Source organism: Bacillus shivajii (genome assembly GCF_020519665.1).
Lineage (GTDB): Bacteria > Bacillota > Bacilli > Bacillales > Salisediminibacteriaceae > Bacillus_CA > Bacillus_CA shivajii.
Genome location: NZ_CP084703.1, coordinates 2207047 through 2223935 on the forward strand (window position 1 = coordinate 2207047; position 16889 = coordinate 2223935).

Sequence of the window (16889 nt, forward strand, 5' to 3'; positions counted from 1 at the left end):
GAACTTGTTCTACCTGAGAGCAAGCTCTTTTTTCTATGCATAAAAGCATTTATATGACATCGAATTCGTGAAAACGGTCATCTGTTATGTAAACAATTTGTGAACTCTGCCATCTAATCGTCTTATATGTGATTTACATCATATCAGGAGGTTTTTATTCGCGATAAGCTAAAAGTATGAAAAAGTAGCTTGTTAAGGAGGGCTTATAGATGTTTCCTCAAGATTATAATGAAAATCCGTTTATCGTAATATGGGAGTTAACACGTGCTTGTGAATTAAAGTGTCTGCATTGTCGCGCAGAAGCTCAGTACCGTCGTCATCCTATGGAACTTTCGTTTGAAGAAGGGAAAAAGTTAATTGATGATATACATTCGATGAACAACCCTATGCTAGTTTTTACAGGTGGAGACCCGCTGATGAGAGAAGATGTGTTTGATATTGCAAAATATGCAATTGATAAAGGTGTACGAGTATCAATGACACCATCAGCAACACCTAATGTAACAAAAGAAGCAATGTCAAAAGCGAAAGAGGTCGGATTATCAAGGTGGGCATTTAGTCTAGATGGACCAAACGCTGAAATACATGATCACTTCCGTGGAACGTCTGGTTCGTTTGATTTAACAATGAATGCAATTAAATACCTACATGAGTTAAATATGCCTATTCAAATTAATACGGTCATTTCAACGTATAATGTCAATCAATTAGATGAAATGGCTGCGCTCGTTGAAGAGTTAGATTGTGTATTATGGAGTGTGTTCTTCCTTGTTCCAACTGGAAGAGGGCAAGAAGATGACATGATTTCTCCAGTTGAACATGAAAAAGTATTCCAATGGCTTTACGACCTGTCTAAACGAGTCTCATTTGATATCAAAACAACGGCAGCGCAGCACTATCGCCGAGTTGTTATTCAAAACAAAATGCGTGAGAAAGCTGAAAATGAAAAAGAGATCCAATATAAAGATGCACTTGTTCAAGGTGAGACAGGAAAAATTGATGGATTAGGCAGAGCACCTAAAGGTGTTAATGATGGAAATGGATTCGTATTTATTTCACATACCGGGGATGTATATCCTAGCGGTCTACTACCTGTAAAAGCAGGTAATGTCCGTGAGACACCTTTACCTACGATTTATAGGGAATCTGACATTTTTAAATCATTAAGAAACCCTGATTTATATAAAGGAAAGTGCGGTGTTTGTGAATACCGTCATGTTTGTGGGGGATCTAGATCGAGAGCGTACGCAATGACAGGTGACTATCTAGAAAGTGAACCATTCTGTGTATATGTTCCAAAAGAATTAAGGAAAAAGAAGGTCCAATAAATGATGAAAGACACGCAGATATATTTGTTTGTGTGTCTTTTTTATGCATTAGACTTTTCTTCACACGTCTTACAAACCTTTAAACGTAAAAAGTTATACTGTGCAATAGAAATTAAGCAGTTTGAACAAACATCTTCACCACATTCTCCACATCTTGCTAAACGTTTATCATCATTTTTACAACAAGAACAATAGGCCATTTCTTTGTACTCCTTTCAGTTTTTTATCTATTTCGTACTTCAATATATGAAAAAACGTTGAAGAGAATACTTAGATATTTAGTAGAACACCCAAATTTCTATTAAAGCAAAAATAAAAAGAGGGAGACCCATTTGTGCAAGTAGGTCTCCCTCTCGATTATGAGGCTTTTTGAGCTTGTTGTACTGGTTCAGGATCAGCATTTTTCTTTGCGATTTTTCCTTTAAAATAACTAATAATCATAGATATCATAATAATAGAAAGTACAGAGTAAATTCCTCGTAGAAGCCCTACAGACATTAAGCCAGTTAAAATGACGGCAAAATCAAATGCAAAGGTTGTCTTACCAGGGTCGATATGAAACCTCCTTTGTAAAACAAGAGCCAAAATGTTTGCTCCCCCAAGAGAGGAACCATTCATAAATAAGAAGGATAAACCAAAACCACAGATAATTCCCCCTAATATTGAACCGAAGATTGCATTGATTTCTATTGTTGGGAGAAACTGAATCACTTCAGTCATTAATGACAATGTCGTTACTGCAAAAATGGTCGAGAGTGTAAATTTCCAGCCCATTTTAAACACAGACAATATGTAAAACGGAATATTAATCATAAAGAAAACGATCGCAAACGAACTGCTTAATAAATACGAAATACTTAATGCTAACCCAGCAGTCCCTCCAGTAATGACTTGGGAACTTTGAAGAATAAAAACACCAAAACTAACAACCACACATGATAAAACCATATATATAATTCGTAACATTTTCTACACCTACTTACTTTTTTCTATTAATCTATTACGTAATATTAGATCAACGTGATATATTATAGAATGATATAGCAAACGTTACAAATACATGCATAAACGTATGTGTGCGTTTGTGCGTTTACGCTTTAAACTTATAAAGTGACATTTCGTGATTTAAAACAATCCATTATACTGAGAAGAATGAATGTTACACGTATAAGAGAGATAAGATATAATGAAAGAGAATATTCAAAAACAATATCGCTTAGAAGGTAGGTAATTATGAAAGAGCAATTTTACGCAGGAAAAATTGAAACACTGAAAATCGTACATAAATCGAAAGCAGGATTCCATTTATCAAACGGGCAAGAAGACACACTTTTACCTTTTTATGAAGTAACGACCCCTGTAAATAAAGGGGACGAAGTCGAAGTCTTTTTCTATGTAAATAAAGAAGGCAATTTAGTTCCAACAATGAAAGTACCATCTATTTATTTTGATAAATACGGGTGGGTAGAGGTTGTTGATCGTATTCCTCACTTAGGTGTCTTTGCCGATATAGGAACTGCTAAGGAAGTGCTTGTATCAAAAGATGATTTACCATTGAAGCAAAGTGTTTGGCCAAAACCAGGCGATCAAGTATTCGTTAAGTTAGATACAGATAAAAAAGGGAGACTCTTAGCAGTCCTTGCATCAGAAGAGGTTATTTTAAAAGAAGCAACATTTGCTGAGAAGAAACTGATCCATACAGATGTAACAGGAAGAGTGTATCGTTCAACGAAAGTTGGGACCTTTATATTCACTGAAGAAGGTTACAGAGGATTTATCCATTATACTGAACGAAAAGAAGAGCCGCGTTTAGGTCAACTTGTGAGCGGGAGAATAATCGGTGTGAAAGATGATGGAACGGTCAACGTTTCTTTACGTTCAGAAAAAGTAACCGAAATGGATGAAGACTCAGACCGAATCATTCAATACTTAGAGGAACATGGAGGCCAAATGCCATTTGGCGATAAAAGTGATCCAGAAGAAATTCGCGATACCTTTCATTTAAGTAAGTCAGCGTTTAAACGAGCGCTTGGAAAGTTAATGAAAGAAGGTAAAATCGAGCAAAAAGATGGAACAACCATTTTGAAATAAGTTTGAGGGGGTCCTGATTCATGTCAGAACCCCTTTCTTTATTTCTCATCCGATATTTCAAACTTAATCAGTCTACCCTGAAAATAAGTTTAAAAATACATTCTCTTTCGTCCACTATTTCTTCGGCTAAATTGCTTCTTCCTCTTCTAGCCACGCTACGTAGCTCGATGCGTCGGCGCAGCTCATAGCTTAATCAGTGTAGTTGCGAAAAAGTTATAATGGCTGTCTACTTAAAAAATCGTTTTTATTGTCCAACTAACATATCTTGTGATAATATAAGAACAGATATTCGCCCCCCCCATCTCAACTCATCCTCATTTCCTCTATAATCTCTCACACGGATGTACATCACCATGAAAAACAAAAAAAGATAGGTGATTTTATGTTTTTAATTATTGCTGAAAAACCAGATCAAGGTGCAAAGCTTGCTGCCCCATTTCCCCATAAAAAAAAGCAAGGTTATATTCAAATTGATAAAAATGACCAGTTTCCAAACGGTGCAATTTTAACTTGGGCTGTTGGTCATTTATGTGAGCTCATACCGCCGGAAGAATATAACGCTAGTTGGAAAAAGTGGTCACTAAACACTCTGCCAATCATTCCTTCTACGTTTCAATACAAAGTTTCTAAATCAAAGTGGAAACAATTTAACGTGATTAAAAATTTTGTACAGGATTCATCCATTTCAGAAATCATCATTGCAGGTGATGCTGAGCGAGAAGGGGAAGCGATCGTACGGATTATTCTTAACCAATGCAAAAATAGAAAGCCTTTAAAGCGACTATGGATATCATCATTGACGCCAAATGCCGTGAAAAAAGGGTTTGCAAACTTAATAGCTGGTAAAGATACTGAAAATTTATACGCTGAGGCATTAAGTAGAGCGTATGCAGACTGGCTAGTAGGAATGAATGCATCTAGAGCGTATACACTTCTCCTCCAGCAAAAGGGAATTTCAGATGTTTTTTCGACGGGACGTGTTCAAACACCAACTTTAGCTCTCATCGTAAAAAGAGAGTTAGAAATTGAAAAGTTTGTTTCAGAGCCTTTTTGGCAAGTGTTCGCAACATTTAATATGAATGGGAAGACTTATGAAGGGAAATGGCATAAAGAAAATGAAAGCCGGATCGATTCAGAAGACCTAGCAATTCGTATAGCAACGTTTTGCGAAGGAAAAAATGCCATCGTGCAAAATATTGAACGCACGAAAAAGGATTTCCTCCCGCCATACTTCTTTAATTTATCATCTCTTCAAGCAACGGCAAACAAACGATATAAGTTTCCACCTAAAAAAACGTTAGACATTGCTCAAAAGCTATACATAAAAGGAATCATCTCTTATCCGCGAAGTGATTCGAACTTTGTCACTAAAGATGAAGCGGAAATGTTCCCTACGATTTTAAACAAAATCAAGGAGATAGACAGTTACAAAAATTATTTCCCTTTACCTGAAACATCTTTAATCAATAATAAACGGTACGTGAACGAAAAAAAGGTTTCAGATCACTACGCCATTATTCCAACTGAGCAAGTGATGGATCCTTCAAAACTAGCAAATGATGAAGAGAAGATTTATCGACTTATATTGGAACGGTTAATTGCAGCACATGATGAAAAATCAATATTTAATTATACAACAATCCATACATTAGTCGATGAGCGGGCGACGTTTATTTCTAAAGGGAAAGAATTAGTCCAATTAGGATGGAGACGTATATTAGGGAACGAAAATAAAAACAAACAAGACAAAGAAGAACAACAACTTCCTAACCTTGAGAATGGAGAGGAAGGGATCGCGTTAAATGCTTATACGAAAGAAGGAAAAACTCAACCACCAAAAAGATATACAGAAGGTGAATTAATTACGTTAATGAAAACAGCTGGAAAACATATCGAGGATGAAGAGCTCATTAAAGTATTAAAAGAGACTGAAGGGTTAGGAACAGAAGCAACGAGAGCAGGTATTATAAATGTGTTAAAAGACCGCAACTATATTACGGTACAGAAAAATACTGTTTATCCAACAGAGAAAGGGAAAGTTTTGATCGAAGCAGTCGGTAATAGTATTTTAGCATCTCCTGAAATGACTGCGAAATGGGAGGATCGTTTAAGCGATATCGGCAAAGGAGCAGCTTCTGATAAACAGTTTATCGAGCAAGTAAAAAAGCTATCAGCCAAACTCATACAAGACGCTTTACAAGCATCACCAGAATGGACGTTTGACAAATATGACTTAACACAAATACAGCCTTCAAAATGGTCGAAAACAAAGACAAAGGGTAAGTTTACAAGACAGACAAAACCATTAGGCAAATGCAAAAGCTGTGATGGAGATATTGTTGATAAAGGAAGTTTCTATGGTTGTTCAAATTACAAATCAAACGAATGTACATTTACGTTATCAAAAAAAGTTTTAGGTAAGTCTATATCACAAACGAACATTCGCAAGCTTTTATCAAAAGGGAAGACAGATGTCATAAAAGACTTTAAAAAAAATGATAAAACCTTTCAGGCAGCATTAGTTTGGAACGATGAGAAAAAGAAAATTGAATTCCATTTTCCTAAGTAGAAGAAAACAGGCATCATCTCATTATGATAAAATCAACTTTATAAAAAATGGGATAAATCGGAGGGGAAGGCATGGAACATCTATTTACTAAATTATTACAAGAAGACAAAGTACAAGAAGCATTACATTTTTTTGAAAGTGAAAATGAAAAGACATTAAAAGATCAAATTGAATTAACAGCAATTCCAGCACCAACTTTCGACGAAAATGAGCGTGGTTCATTTTTCGAGCAAAAATTGAATGAGCTTCACCTAGAAGATATTCAAACAGGCGACGTAGGTAATGTCTTTGGTATAAGAAAAGGGAGCGGACAAGGACCAAAGATTGTCGTATCTGCTCACCTTGATACTGTTTTTCCTGCAGGAACAAATGTAGACGCTACGTTTAAAGATGGGAAAGTTTATGCCCCTGGAATTGCCGATGATGGTAGAGGACTAGCTGTCCTATTAACATTATTAAAAGCGTTTAACAAAACGAAGATCAAGACCGTTGGTGACATTATATTTTTAGCGACAGTTGGTGAAGAAGGGTTAGGCGATTTAAGAGGGGTCAAGTCATTTTTTAACAATCATGATCATATCGACGCCTTTATTTCGATTGAGCCCGGTTCCCCTTCAAGAATTATTTATGAAGGAACAGGAAGTAGACGGTATATCGTTCAATATAAAGGTAGTGGTGGTCATAGCTTCGGAGATTTTGGTACACCAAGTGCTATACATGCATTAGGCCGTGCTGTTGCTATGCTTTCAGATATGAAAACTCCAGATAATCCTAAAACGACATTTAATGTAGGAACAGTAGAAGGCGGAACAACAGTGAATACGATTGCCGCAAATGCTAAAATGGTCATTGATTTAAGGTCGACGGATCAGAATGAGTTATTAGCATTAGAAGAGAAAGGATTGGCATTTGCACAGCAAGCTGCAAACCTAGAAAATGAACGATGGGGTGTTTCAGCAGATAAAGGGATTTCCGTAGAGTTTAAAATGGTTGGTAATCGACCAGCAGGTACTCAGTCTGCTAATGCAAGTATTGTAAAATGTGCGGAACATGCAAACAATGCTCTCAACATTGAGCCAAACTTAGCACCACCAGTTAGTACAGATTCGAACGTTCCAATCAGCCTAGGAGTTCCAGCTGTAACACTTGGTGGCGGTGGCGATTGTGGTGGAATGCATACATTAGAAGAATATTTTAATCCTGAAGGATCATATAATGGTCCTCAACATATATTTTTAATGCTTATTGCATTAGCTGGTGTTCAAGAAATAACAAAGCCAATCGCATTACCCTTAAAGATCAACGAATAATCGTTGGTCTTTTTTCAATTTTAATGGACCTTTCACCCATGTTCTCATACTTTTTATTAAAGGGATTAAAAGGAGTGAAAACATGTACTTTCATATTGTAAAACAGGGTGAAACATTATTTTCAATTTCTGAAGATTACCGCACGCCAATTTCGACGCTCATTCAAGTCAATCAAATTACCAATCCGAATTTGATATTTGTCGGCCAACCAATTTTAATCCCAAGTTTGCCAGATCCGAACACTTTACCTTATACGATCAATGTTTCGTTATCACAAAAAAGGTTAACAGTAATAGAAAATGGTCAATTTTTTAAATCGTATCCAATCGCAGTAGGGAGGATATTAAAAGAGACCCCAGTTGGAGAGTTTGTCATTATAAATAAAGCTCCGAACCCAGGCGGCCCATTTGGAACGATGTGGATGTCTTTATCCAAAAAGCATTATGGTATTCATGGAACAGATGATCCGACTTCTATTGGAAAGGCAGTCTCGAGTGGGTGTATAAGAATGTTTAACAGAGATGTTGAAGAGCTAGCATCTATTGTACCGGTAGGGACAAAAGTTACAATTCAGCCGTAGTAATAATCAATCGAAATTTTATAATATCGGAGAAAAAGTTGAAAAAGCGCCAACAATTGCCACCTGAAAAATGAAGTCTTATATTTTCCTATCTTTTATGTTCATTTACTAATAAATCTTTTCCTCACTGCTCAAACTAATACAGCTTTCATAATTACAGATTTGAACAATTACTTAAAAGAGGAGAGAGATTATGAAAAAAGCTTCAATCGTCTTTTATGTTTCAATGGGTATATTACTGTTCTTAGTCATTTTAGGGGTTGCAGTCCCTAATTTTCTTGAGGATTTAACAGCAAATATACAAGGTTTTATTTCTAGTGCATTCGGTTGGTACTACTTAATTATCGTCACACTATTAACGATTGTGTGTCTTTATTTCTTAATCAGTCCATTAGGGAAGATAAAATTAGGAAAAGAAGATGATAAACCAGAATTTTCACGCCCGACGTGGATTGCGATGCTATTTAGTGCTGGTATGGGTATTGGGCTTGTATTCTGGGGTACTGCTGAACCAATTAGTCACTACGCAGTGAGTTCACCAACAGGCGTTGTTGGCGAAGATGAAGCAATTTTAGATGCGTTGAGATTTACTTTTTTCCATTGGGGAATTCACGCTTGGGGTATTTATGGAATTGTTGCATTAGTGTTAGCCTATTTTACGTTCCGTCATGGTGAAAGAGGCTTAATTAGTGCAACATTAAAACCTGTGCTCGGAAAGTCTGTTGAAGGGACACTTGGTAAAGTTATCGATACGTTTGCAGTATTAGCGACCGTCGTAGGTGTTGCTACAACATTAGGGTTTGGTGCAGTACAAATCAATGGAGGGATCAGCTATTTATTTGGGGTCCCAACGAATATCTTTGTCCAATTTATTATTGTACTGATCGTAACGGTTCTCTTTTTACTATCAGCCTATACCGGCTTAAAAAGAGGGATTAAAATATTAAGTAATGTCAATATGACGTTAGCTGTTTTATTGTTTTTAATCATGTTCATCATTGGACCAACACTTTTTATATTAAACATATTTACACACTCAATTGGAACATATATTCAAAATTTACCAGCGATGAGCTTTCGTATAGCCCCTTTAGATACGGATTTACGAGGCTGGATTGATGGTTGGACGATCTTTTATTGGGCATGGTGGATTGCTTGGTCACCGTTTGTAGGAATATTTATTGCTCGTGTATCGAAAGGACGTTCCATTCGTGAGTTTGTGTTTGCAGTCTTGTTCATACCTTCTATTGTAGGGTTTTTATGGTTTTCAACGTTTGGTGGATCAGCCATTATGCTCGAACATGAAGGAGTAGCAAATATTTCTCAATATGCAGCAGAAGAAGCTTTATTCGCTGTGTTCGGTCAATACCAAGTGATAGGAATTATTGGTTCAATAATAGCGATGATTTTGATTGGTACCTTCTTTATCACTTCCGCCGATTCAGGGACGTATGTAATAGGTATGATGACGACGAATGGATCACATGCTCCAAGTACGAGAATAAAAATGATTTGGGGAATCATGCTGTCAGCAACATCACTTGTATTATTATATACTGGTGGTCTTCAAGCGTTAGAAAATACAATGATTATAGCTGCACTACCATTTTCAATCATTATGGGACTAATGACAATCAGCTTCTTGAAAGCAATTTATAAAGAAGGGCGATCATTAGGAATGGGAAAAATACGGAAACAAAAGACGTAATTAAATCATCGACACGATAAAATATATAAGCTATAGTTAAAATTGCTCAACCAAACTTTTTGGTTGAGCTTCTTTTGTTATAAAAGACAAAGTCGGCTAAAGACCCAACCAACAAAAGTCGATACCTGTCTGTATTAGGCTATCGCAATTAAGGGCGGAACATTGCTAGTTATACGTGAGTACATTTCAAATTCACTTCTTTAAAGTTAATGACAGCTTCATCATTTGTTTTTTATTTACGGAACTTTTCATTTTTAAGATACTACATCCTTGTTCAATTGCCAATTTAACCGGCTGCTTGCCAGTTTCATACGGTTAAAAAAGATGGCATCGTTGAAGAGGCACTTCTTTATTCATTCACGTACAAAGTTAAATAAATGCCTTGATGATTCATTTGCATTTGTATTAAAATGTTAGTTTGTAAAGGGTCTTAATTAACAGCAACTCATTCATTTGACATATAGAAATTGTTATTACAACGAAACACTTGAAGTCGATTCCATTCCCCTATATGCCGAATGTGTGAATATAAAGAGGAACGTACATAAAAAAAAGACTGAAAAGAAGTTCATTGAAGCATTGCTCCACTTATAAACATAAACTAGAAATGGAACTGAAATTAAATCTTGACCACATTCGAGTAAAGAGTTATTATCAAATTTTAGTGATTGTATACATTTGCAAAAGTAAATGGAAAAGTAAATGGCAAATATGTCATTGTTATTAAAGGAGAGCATTTCAGTTTAAAAAAAGGCTTTCTTGATCAAGCTTTATAATCTAATGGTCAACATAACAAAACTTGTAAGAATCACTTAAAATAAATTTGTACAAAATAATTAAGATGATTATTAAAGCATTTATAAGGAGGAATTTTCATGCCTGAAGAAAAAGAAGAAGGAAGATTAGATGGTATAGAAGTTGATGATGTAGTTAAGGTGACTAAAGGAGAACATAAAGGACAAAATGTTAAAATTATTGCTGTATATACCAATTCTGTAGCCGTTGAACTTAATAAAAAACAAGATGACGGTACAGTTGAGAAAACGATATTGAATTATAAAGAGTTTACGAAATAACATAACGGATTACTTAGAGGAATAAAAATTGGCGAATTTTTTACTCCCCCCCAATAAAATTAGTGTATGAATCGAATATAATAAATGGTTGGTAAGACTTCGGTTGGTAAGTCTTTAAGGAACACTTATTGAATCATAAGTGTTCCTTTTTTTATACTAAAATCCATGACTTGGAACAACATCCAAGAATGTTGGGGCACAAAAACGAATGAACAGTTATATGTTGGACAAATTATAATTGAAAGATATCTGATCTACTTTAGAAAGGGCTGGTGATTTCACATGAGCAAAAATAAACAAAACCATAACGTGAAAAATAAAAACAAGAAAGATTCAAGTCCAAAACATAAAACAAGCAGCAGCGCTAACAAACGAAATGACTTTCATTAAAAGCAAAAAGCATCCGCAATTATTCATTGATTGCGGATGTTTTTATGTATCATTCAAAGGTTTCATTGTTAAGATATAAAGACAATTAAGATTTCTCACAATAAGACGAAAAAATATTATATAATAGATTATATGATTAAATATACATATGTATAAGGTGGGAAAATAGTTGTCTTCAAACGACCTAGCACAATCTAAAGTATCATTATCAACCAATGTTGAGCTATACAATGGGGCGCATGTTTTATATACATATACTGATAAAGAATTATACCTTGAGAATGCCGTTGCATTTATTTCCAAAGGGTTATCGTTAGGCCAAAGAGTTATTTTATTAGAAAGCAAAGACGTTTACCAATACATATTAAAACGGTTAACAGAAAAGAATCATCATCCGACCGAACTAGAATCGATTCTCTTCCATTTAAATGAAGAATATTATGGGACTAATGACACTTTTGACGTTGACAATATAATGAAAAAGTATAAAGAAATTATTGAACCTATTATTAACGATAAAAAACCCACTCGTCTATGGGGAAACGTAATATGGAAAGAGAGTCAAGGTGAGCTTTTAGCTGTTTTAAAGCAATATGAAGAAAAGGTCGACGAAATTGTTAAAGAGAAAAAAGCCCTGACTGTTTGTTGCTATGATGGGAACAAACTATCTGCTAATATTCAATTAGAGTTAATGAAGAGTCATGAATATTTAATGACAGATTCTCATCTTTATCCATCAAGTTTATATAGTGGGGTTCACGTACCTTCTGTATATCAAGAAGAGGACTTAGAAGAAAAGATCTCATTGTTAAATAAAGAAATAACAGATATCAATACACACTTTAAAAATTTGATCGAAGAATTACCGGATGCAGTATTTATTTCTTCGGGAGCAGAGATCCTTTATGCAAACAAAGCTGGGATTGAATTAGTAAGTAGTGATTTTCATGAAGTTGTACATAAATCCGTATTAGACTTAATTCATAGTGATTATCATGAATTGTTAAAAGATAATTTAAATAAGATAAAGCTTGGGAAATCAATTCCATTAACTGAAATGGAGATTATTACAAGTAACGGAGACATTGTTGATGTTGAAATTGTCAGTTTTCCGTTTGTATTAGGACGGTTTACTAATAAAACAGCAATATCAATTGTAAGAAATATAACGGACAGAAAACAAAATCAACAATTAAAGATAAGAGCAGAAAAGTTAAGTATGGCAGGGCATTTAGCAGCTAGTATCGCCCATGAAATTAGAAACCCACTAACCTCGATAAAAGGGTTTCTCCAATTAGCAAAACATGATGCTATTAACTTTGATCATTACAGTATTATTGATTCGGAATTAAATCGAATTGAAACGATAGCTAGCGAATTACTCTCTTTAGGAAAACCTTTATCTAAAGATGTTAAAAAACAAGATGTTGGGAAGTTTTTAAAAGATGTATGTACTTTATTACAATCACAAGCAATTATGAAAAAAATCGAAATCATTTGCGATGATATCGAAGATGGTTGTTATGTGTTTTGTAATGAAGGACAAATGAAACAAGTATTTATCAATATTATAAAAAATGCGATAGAAGCAATGGATAATGGCGGAGCAATTCTTGCTAAAGCAAAATGTAGTGAAGAGGAAGTAATTGTTGAAATATCAGATGAAGGAAAAGGCATGCCGAAAGAACTTGTTGAAAAATTAGGTCAACCTTTTCATACAACGAAAGAAACAGGCACTGGTCTTGGGTTGATGGTTTGTTTTAATATTATAGAGCAACACAATGGAGACATTTCGGTAAGTTCAGTACAAGGAAAAGAGACATGCTTTACGATTTCATTTCCTCGAGATAATGATTAATAAAAAAAGAGAGGATGACTCATAAGTTCCTGGCTCTTTCCTTCGTTTGCAAGATACTGGTCATAACTATCTAGTTCAACCGGTATCTGGTAATGGAGGCGCCTGACACTTTGCTTTTGAGTCATCCTGTTTTTGTTATTTCGGCTTTCTAGAAATTTCTTCAGTCACAACAAAAGCTAAATCATCGTTGCCAAATAAAGATAAAACACCAAGGAGCGTTTCGTTAGGAATATCACCAGCTTCTTCTTTTGAAACAGTTAAATTGATTGCTTGCTCTAAAGCGTCGTTCTTTTTTTGGTTTGGATATGCCTTTTTATAGACTTCTTTTGGATCGAGGTCATTGTTCACACACCACTGAGCAAAAACTAGGACCATCATATGTTCGTCTTGCTGATAATTTTCAATAATTTGTTGTTCTATTTCTTTCCTTTGCATACTTTCAATTTCCCCTTTCTCACATGAATCTTATAACGGATTCCATCGGATGAAAAGGGTTATTTTATTTTTGTACTGAAATTCAGTGGAATTTTTTAAACCGTTAATACAAGGAATCAATTTCATCATTCAAAATAAGATGGGAAATTCCGAATAATGAGCGTGAACTTCACTTCAGACGGACGCTTTCCCGAGGGCTTGTCTTCAGCTAACTTAGGCTCGACAACTCTTCGCCTAAGTGGATCTTCAGACTGCGCTGAGCCTCCGGGAGTCGCCGTCTTTAGTTACGTTCACTTCTAAACAAAACTTGGCTTTTCGTTAAAGAGATTCTTAGTACTCTTCACCTGCGACGAGTAATCGCAGGAGCACTTATATTATCGACCATAAATTTATAAATTCTGATAGTACAAATAAAACGTACATCTAATGAAAAAAATATGATATCATTCGTTTCATTGTGCAAAAAAAGTAGTTATGAAATTGATTCACAAGAAATAAAGAGGTGAGTTTTTTTATGAAAATTAGAGATAGGAACATAACGATCGGAAAATTTCAAACTGGAGAAAATAACTGTATAACAGATGTTCAAGACGTATCAGTCGGGCATGTTACACTTGATTATCCTATCGGAGACGAAGAGAAAGAATATGCTTGCACAGGTGTAACGGCTATATTACCCCACTCAGGCAATTTTTTTAAAGAAAAAGTTCCTGCAGCAAGTTATGTTATTAACGGATTTGGAAAAACAACTGGACTTGTACAGGTAAATGAACTTGGTCATTTAGAGTCCCCGATTATGTTAACAAATACATTTAGTGTTCCAGCTGTAACGGAAGGTACATTAAAATATATGTTGGAAGATAATAAAGATATCGGTGAATCGACTGGGACCATAAATATCGTCGTAGGAGAATGTAATGATAGCTACTTAAATTCGATCCGTCAAATGCAACTGAAACCTGCACATGCACTTGAAGCGATTGAAAAAGCATCAAATGATCCTGCTTTAGAAGGTGCGATTGGTGCTGGAAAAGGAATGGTCTGTTTTGGATATAAAGGGGGAATAGGTACATCTTCAAGAAAAGTAGAAAATGGTGATGTAGAGTATACAATTGGCACACTTGTTTTATCGAATTTCGGAAAAAAAGAAGATTTTTCCTATCATTTCCTTAAAGAGGATGAAGGTGAAATTAATGAAACGTCTGATGGATCAATTATGATCGTCGTAGCAACAGACGCACCACTTAGTGATCGTCAATTATTAAGAATCTCAAAACGTTGCTCTGTTGGCTTAGCAAGAACAGGGAGTCACTATAGTCATGGAAGTGGAGACATTGTCATTGCCTTTTCTACATTAAATAAAACGTTACATAATAGTGAGGGTACTTATGAAGAGACCATTCAATTAAGAGAAGATAAGTCTATTATGAATGACCTGTTTGCAGCAGTTGCAGAAGCAACAGAAGAGGCTATACTAAATTCGTTATCGCAAGCAGAAACAACAACAGGTAAACACGGTCGTATTGTGCGATCGTTTCCTTTTAAAAAGTAGCATATAAAATACAAACAACAGAGCTATTACTTCATAACTAAATTTACCAACTATATTTTATTCCATTTTAAGAAGACTAAACAATGAATAAAATATAGGAGGATATTATCGATGAAAATGTTATATCGTCTACTTTGTATAAGTCTCATTCTTATTGCGATTGGAGGGTGTAATGGTCAGGAAGATAATGCACTTGATTTTAGAAACTATTCAGAGCCATATCCAGAAGGTGGACACATGCAGGGTGAATATGGACCGATGGATAACATATCAAGTGAAAGTACCAATATCCCAAGTTCTGAATTCCCTCATACAAAGGCAGTTCAAGTACAACAAGCGAAATATGAATTTGATGTAGACCCAGATCAACTTCATCCAGATGATTTGTATGATTTAGTGGAAGATGAATTGAACACACAATTAGATCGTTGGCAAGAGGGACAACCAGGTCAACGACAGCAACCTGAGCAGAGGCAGCCAGGTACAGCACCTGCACCTGACCAACAACAGCCTGACCAACAACAGCCTGACCAACAACAGCCTGACCAACAACCAGCTCAGCCAGAACCGGAGGAGGCTGAACCTGTTGCACCTGAACAAGAACAAGATGAGGAGCCGCAACAAGAAGAGGAACAAGAAGCTGACCCTGGACACGGACTTAACGAATCTGAACGTAGAGTGATTGAACTTACAAATGCTGAACGAAGAAATCACAACTTACCTGAATTAGAAACTCATAACCAACTTAGTAACGTTGCAAGGGTTAAATCCGAAGATATGCAAGAAGACAACTATTTCTCTCATACAAGTCCAACATACGGCTCTCCGTTCGATATGATTCGAGACTTTGATGTGGATTACAGTGCAGCTGCTGAAAATATTGCTCAAGGTCAGCAGTCACCAGAACAAGTTGTTGAATCATGGATGAATAGTGAAGGCCACCGTCAAAATATCTTAAATGGAGACTTCACTCATATTGGTGTAGGTTATGAAGAAAATGGTAATTACTGGACGCAAATGTTTATCAGTGAATAATTTAGCTAAGGGAGTTTGAATGACATTTCAAACTCTTTTTTACGTTTATAAACGAATATAATAAAATGAGTATATCGACAAGCAAAGGGGAAGTAGAAGTGGAACAAAAAGTTATTTTTATTACAGGGACAAATAGCGGTTTTGGTAAGTTAGCATTGTTTGAACTTGCCAAAAAAGGTTATTTCGTAATCGGAACAGTTAGAGATGAAAGTAAAAAAGATGCGTTATTAGAAGAAGCGAGGTCTGAAAGCATCGATCATAACATCGATATTTTCATTTTAGATGTTACAAATGAAGCTCAAGTAATAAGTGTTGTTCAACAAGTAATAAGTAAATACGAAAACATCGACGTGTTAATACATAATGCAGGGTTTAGTCAAGGAGGACTTATTGAAGTTACAAGTGTCGATGATTGGGTACATCAATTTGATACGAACCTACTTGGCGTCGTTCGCTTAACCAAGGCCGTTCTCCCACATATGAGAAAAAGGAGAAAAGGGAAGATCATCAATGTAGGTAGTATAAGTGGAAGAATTGGACTTCCAGGTATGGGCCCATATGCCGCTTCAAAATTTGCGCTTGAAGGTTTTAGCGAGTCGTTATCGTTAGAAATGGCCCCTTTTCATGTTCACGTTAGTCTCATTGAAGCTGGTTCTTTTAAAACGAACATATGGGACAAAGGGATACAAAACGTTAAAGCCACAAAAGAAAAGGACTATGAACAACTAATGGAAACACTGTTTGTAGAAGCAAAGAAAACGAGTGATAGTGCAGGGAACCCTTTAGATGTGGTTGATGTGATTTTAAAAATATGTAAAGCGAAAACGCCGAAATTTCGGTACCAAGTTGGTAAAGGTGTTCGCTTTGTAATTTTTTTAAAAGCAGTTTTACCATGGACATGGATAAGTAAAGTTATTACGAGCAAATTTAAATAAAGTAAACATTATATTCCCAAAG

General features: G+C 35.5%; 14 protein-coding genes. 12 read left to right on the forward strand and 2 right to left on the reverse strand.

The genetic code is table 11. The annotated features are described in order from the left end of the window. Window positions 1–209 precede the first annotated feature (209 nt). Both LGQ02_RS10850 and LGQ02_RS10855 read left to right on the forward strand, forming a co-directional pair. The gene (locus LGQ02_RS10850; protein ID WP_226518158.1) at window positions 210–1328 is read left to right on the forward strand and encodes a TIGR04053 family radical SAM/SPASM domain-containing protein; all 1119 of its coding nucleotides are present in this window, start codon (window positions 210–212) and stop codon (window positions 1326–1328) included. After that, complete coding sequence (locus LGQ02_RS10855) at window positions 1329–1523, forward strand: hypothetical protein (protein WP_226518159.1); 195 nt, start codon at window positions 1329–1331, stop codon at window positions 1521–1523. It abuts the gene before it with no gap. Between the two features lie 162 nt (window positions 1524–1685). On the opposite strand, the gene LGQ02_RS10860 is transcribed toward LGQ02_RS10855, so the two are convergent. Beyond that, window positions 1686–2294 carry a YitT family protein gene (locus tag LGQ02_RS10860; protein ID WP_226518160.1) on the reverse strand — a complete coding sequence of 203 codons (609 nt, stop codon included), beginning with the start codon at window positions 2292–2294 and terminating at the stop codon, window positions 1686–1688. Window positions 2295–2561: 267 nt separating this feature from the next. On the opposite strand from LGQ02_RS10860, the gene LGQ02_RS10865 reads away from it, so the two are divergent. From LGQ02_RS10865 to LGQ02_RS10895, 7 genes are all read left to right on the forward strand, one after another. Next, window positions 2562–3419 (forward strand): CvfB family protein, encoded by an 858-nt coding sequence (locus LGQ02_RS10865; protein ID WP_226518161.1) that lies wholly within the window; start codon window positions 2562–2564, stop codon window positions 3417–3419. 382 nt (window positions 3420–3801) lie between these two features. Beyond that, window positions 3802–5988, forward strand: coding sequence for a DNA topoisomerase III (locus LGQ02_RS10870; protein WP_226518162.1), 2187 nt, complete (start codon window positions 3802–3804; stop codon window positions 5986–5988). Between the two features lie 71 nt (window positions 5989–6059). After that, window positions 6060–7298: a M20/M25/M40 family metallo-hydrolase gene (locus LGQ02_RS10875; RefSeq protein WP_226518163.1), complete on the forward strand. Its 1239-nt coding sequence runs from the start codon at window positions 6060–6062 to the stop codon at window positions 7296–7298. 82 nt (window positions 7299–7380) lie between these two features. Continuing rightward, window positions 7381–7878, forward strand: coding sequence for a L,D-transpeptidase family protein (locus tag LGQ02_RS10880; protein WP_226518164.1), 498 nt, complete (start codon window positions 7381–7383; stop codon window positions 7876–7878). Between the two features lie 193 nt (window positions 7879–8071). After that, window positions 8072–9586: a BCCT family transporter gene (locus LGQ02_RS10885; RefSeq protein ID WP_226518165.1), complete on the forward strand. Its 1515-nt coding sequence runs from the start codon at window positions 8072–8074 to the stop codon at window positions 9584–9586. An 875-nt stretch (window positions 9587–10461) separates the two neighbouring features. After that, on the forward strand, window positions 10462–10662 hold the full coding sequence (locus LGQ02_RS10890) for a KOW motif-containing protein (protein WP_226518166.1): 201 nt from the start codon (window positions 10462–10464) through the stop codon (window positions 10660–10662). 559 nt (window positions 10663–11221) lie between these two features. Then, entirely contained in the window at window positions 11222–12910 is a 1689-nt protein-coding gene (locus LGQ02_RS10895; protein WP_226518167.1) for an MEDS domain-containing protein, read from the forward strand. Between the two features lie 135 nt (window positions 12911–13045). Here LGQ02_RS10895 and LGQ02_RS10900 read toward each other — a convergent pair whose 3' ends face one another. Next, entirely contained in the window at window positions 13046–13345 is a 300-nt protein-coding gene (locus tag LGQ02_RS10900) for a hypothetical protein (RefSeq protein ID WP_226514410.1), read from the reverse strand. A 514-nt stretch (window positions 13346–13859) separates the two neighbouring features. Here LGQ02_RS10900 and LGQ02_RS10905 point away from each other — a divergent pair. The 3 genes from LGQ02_RS10905 to LGQ02_RS10915 all read left to right on the forward strand — a co-directional run bounded on the left by LGQ02_RS10905 (window position 13860) and on the right by LGQ02_RS10915 (window position 16867). Then, entirely contained in the window at window positions 13860–14897 is a 1038-nt protein-coding gene (locus LGQ02_RS10905) for a P1 family peptidase (protein WP_226514411.1), read from the forward strand. Window positions 14898–15008: 111 nt separating this feature from the next. Then, window positions 15009–15932, forward strand: a complete 924-nt coding sequence (locus LGQ02_RS10910; RefSeq protein WP_226514412.1) for a CAP domain-containing protein — start codon at window positions 15009–15011, stop codon at window positions 15930–15932. 98 nt (window positions 15933–16030) lie between these two features. Further along, the gene (locus LGQ02_RS10915; RefSeq protein WP_226514413.1) at window positions 16031–16867 is read left to right on the forward strand and encodes an SDR family oxidoreductase; all 837 of its coding nucleotides are present in this window, start codon (window positions 16031–16033) and stop codon (window positions 16865–16867) included. The last annotated feature ends 22 nt before the right edge of the window (window positions 16868–16889 follow it).

Excerpts from the sequence above, each read along its gene's own strand:
- LGQ02_RS10850 (WP_226518158.1), top strand. The coding sequence starts at position 210 with ATGTTTCCTCAAGATTATAATGAAAATCCGTTTATCGTAATATGGGAG.
- LGQ02_RS10855 (WP_226518159.1), top strand. The coding sequence starts at position 1,329 with ATGATGAAAGACACGCAGATATATTTGTTTGTGTGTCTTTTTTATGCA.
- LGQ02_RS10860 (WP_226518160.1), bottom strand. The coding sequence starts at position 2,294 with ATGTTACGAATTATATATATGGTTTTATCATGTGTGGTTGTTAGTTTT.
- LGQ02_RS10865 (WP_226518161.1), top strand. The coding sequence starts at position 2,562 with ATGAAAGAGCAATTTTACGCAGGAAAAATTGAAACACTGAAAATCGTA.
- LGQ02_RS10870 (WP_226518162.1), top strand. The coding sequence starts at position 3,802 with ATGTTTTTAATTATTGCTGAAAAACCAGATCAAGGTGCAAAGCTTGCT.
- LGQ02_RS10875 (WP_226518163.1), top strand. The coding sequence starts at position 6,060 with ATGGAACATCTATTTACTAAATTATTACAAGAAGACAAAGTACAAGAA.
- LGQ02_RS10880 (WP_226518164.1), top strand. The coding sequence starts at position 7,381 with ATGTACTTTCATATTGTAAAACAGGGTGAAACATTATTTTCAATTTCT.
- LGQ02_RS10885 (WP_226518165.1), top strand. The coding sequence starts at position 8,072 with ATGAAAAAAGCTTCAATCGTCTTTTATGTTTCAATGGGTATATTACTG.
- LGQ02_RS10890 (WP_226518166.1), top strand. The coding sequence starts at position 10,462 with ATGCCTGAAGAAAAAGAAGAAGGAAGATTAGATGGTATAGAAGTTGAT.
- LGQ02_RS10900 (WP_226514410.1), bottom strand. The coding sequence starts at position 13,345 with ATGCAAAGGAAAGAAATAGAACAACAAATTATTGAAAATTATCAGCAA.
- LGQ02_RS10905 (WP_226514411.1), top strand. The coding sequence starts at position 13,860 with ATGAAAATTAGAGATAGGAACATAACGATCGGAAAATTTCAAACTGGA.
- LGQ02_RS10910 (WP_226514412.1), top strand. The coding sequence starts at position 15,009 with ATGAAAATGTTATATCGTCTACTTTGTATAAGTCTCATTCTTATTGCG.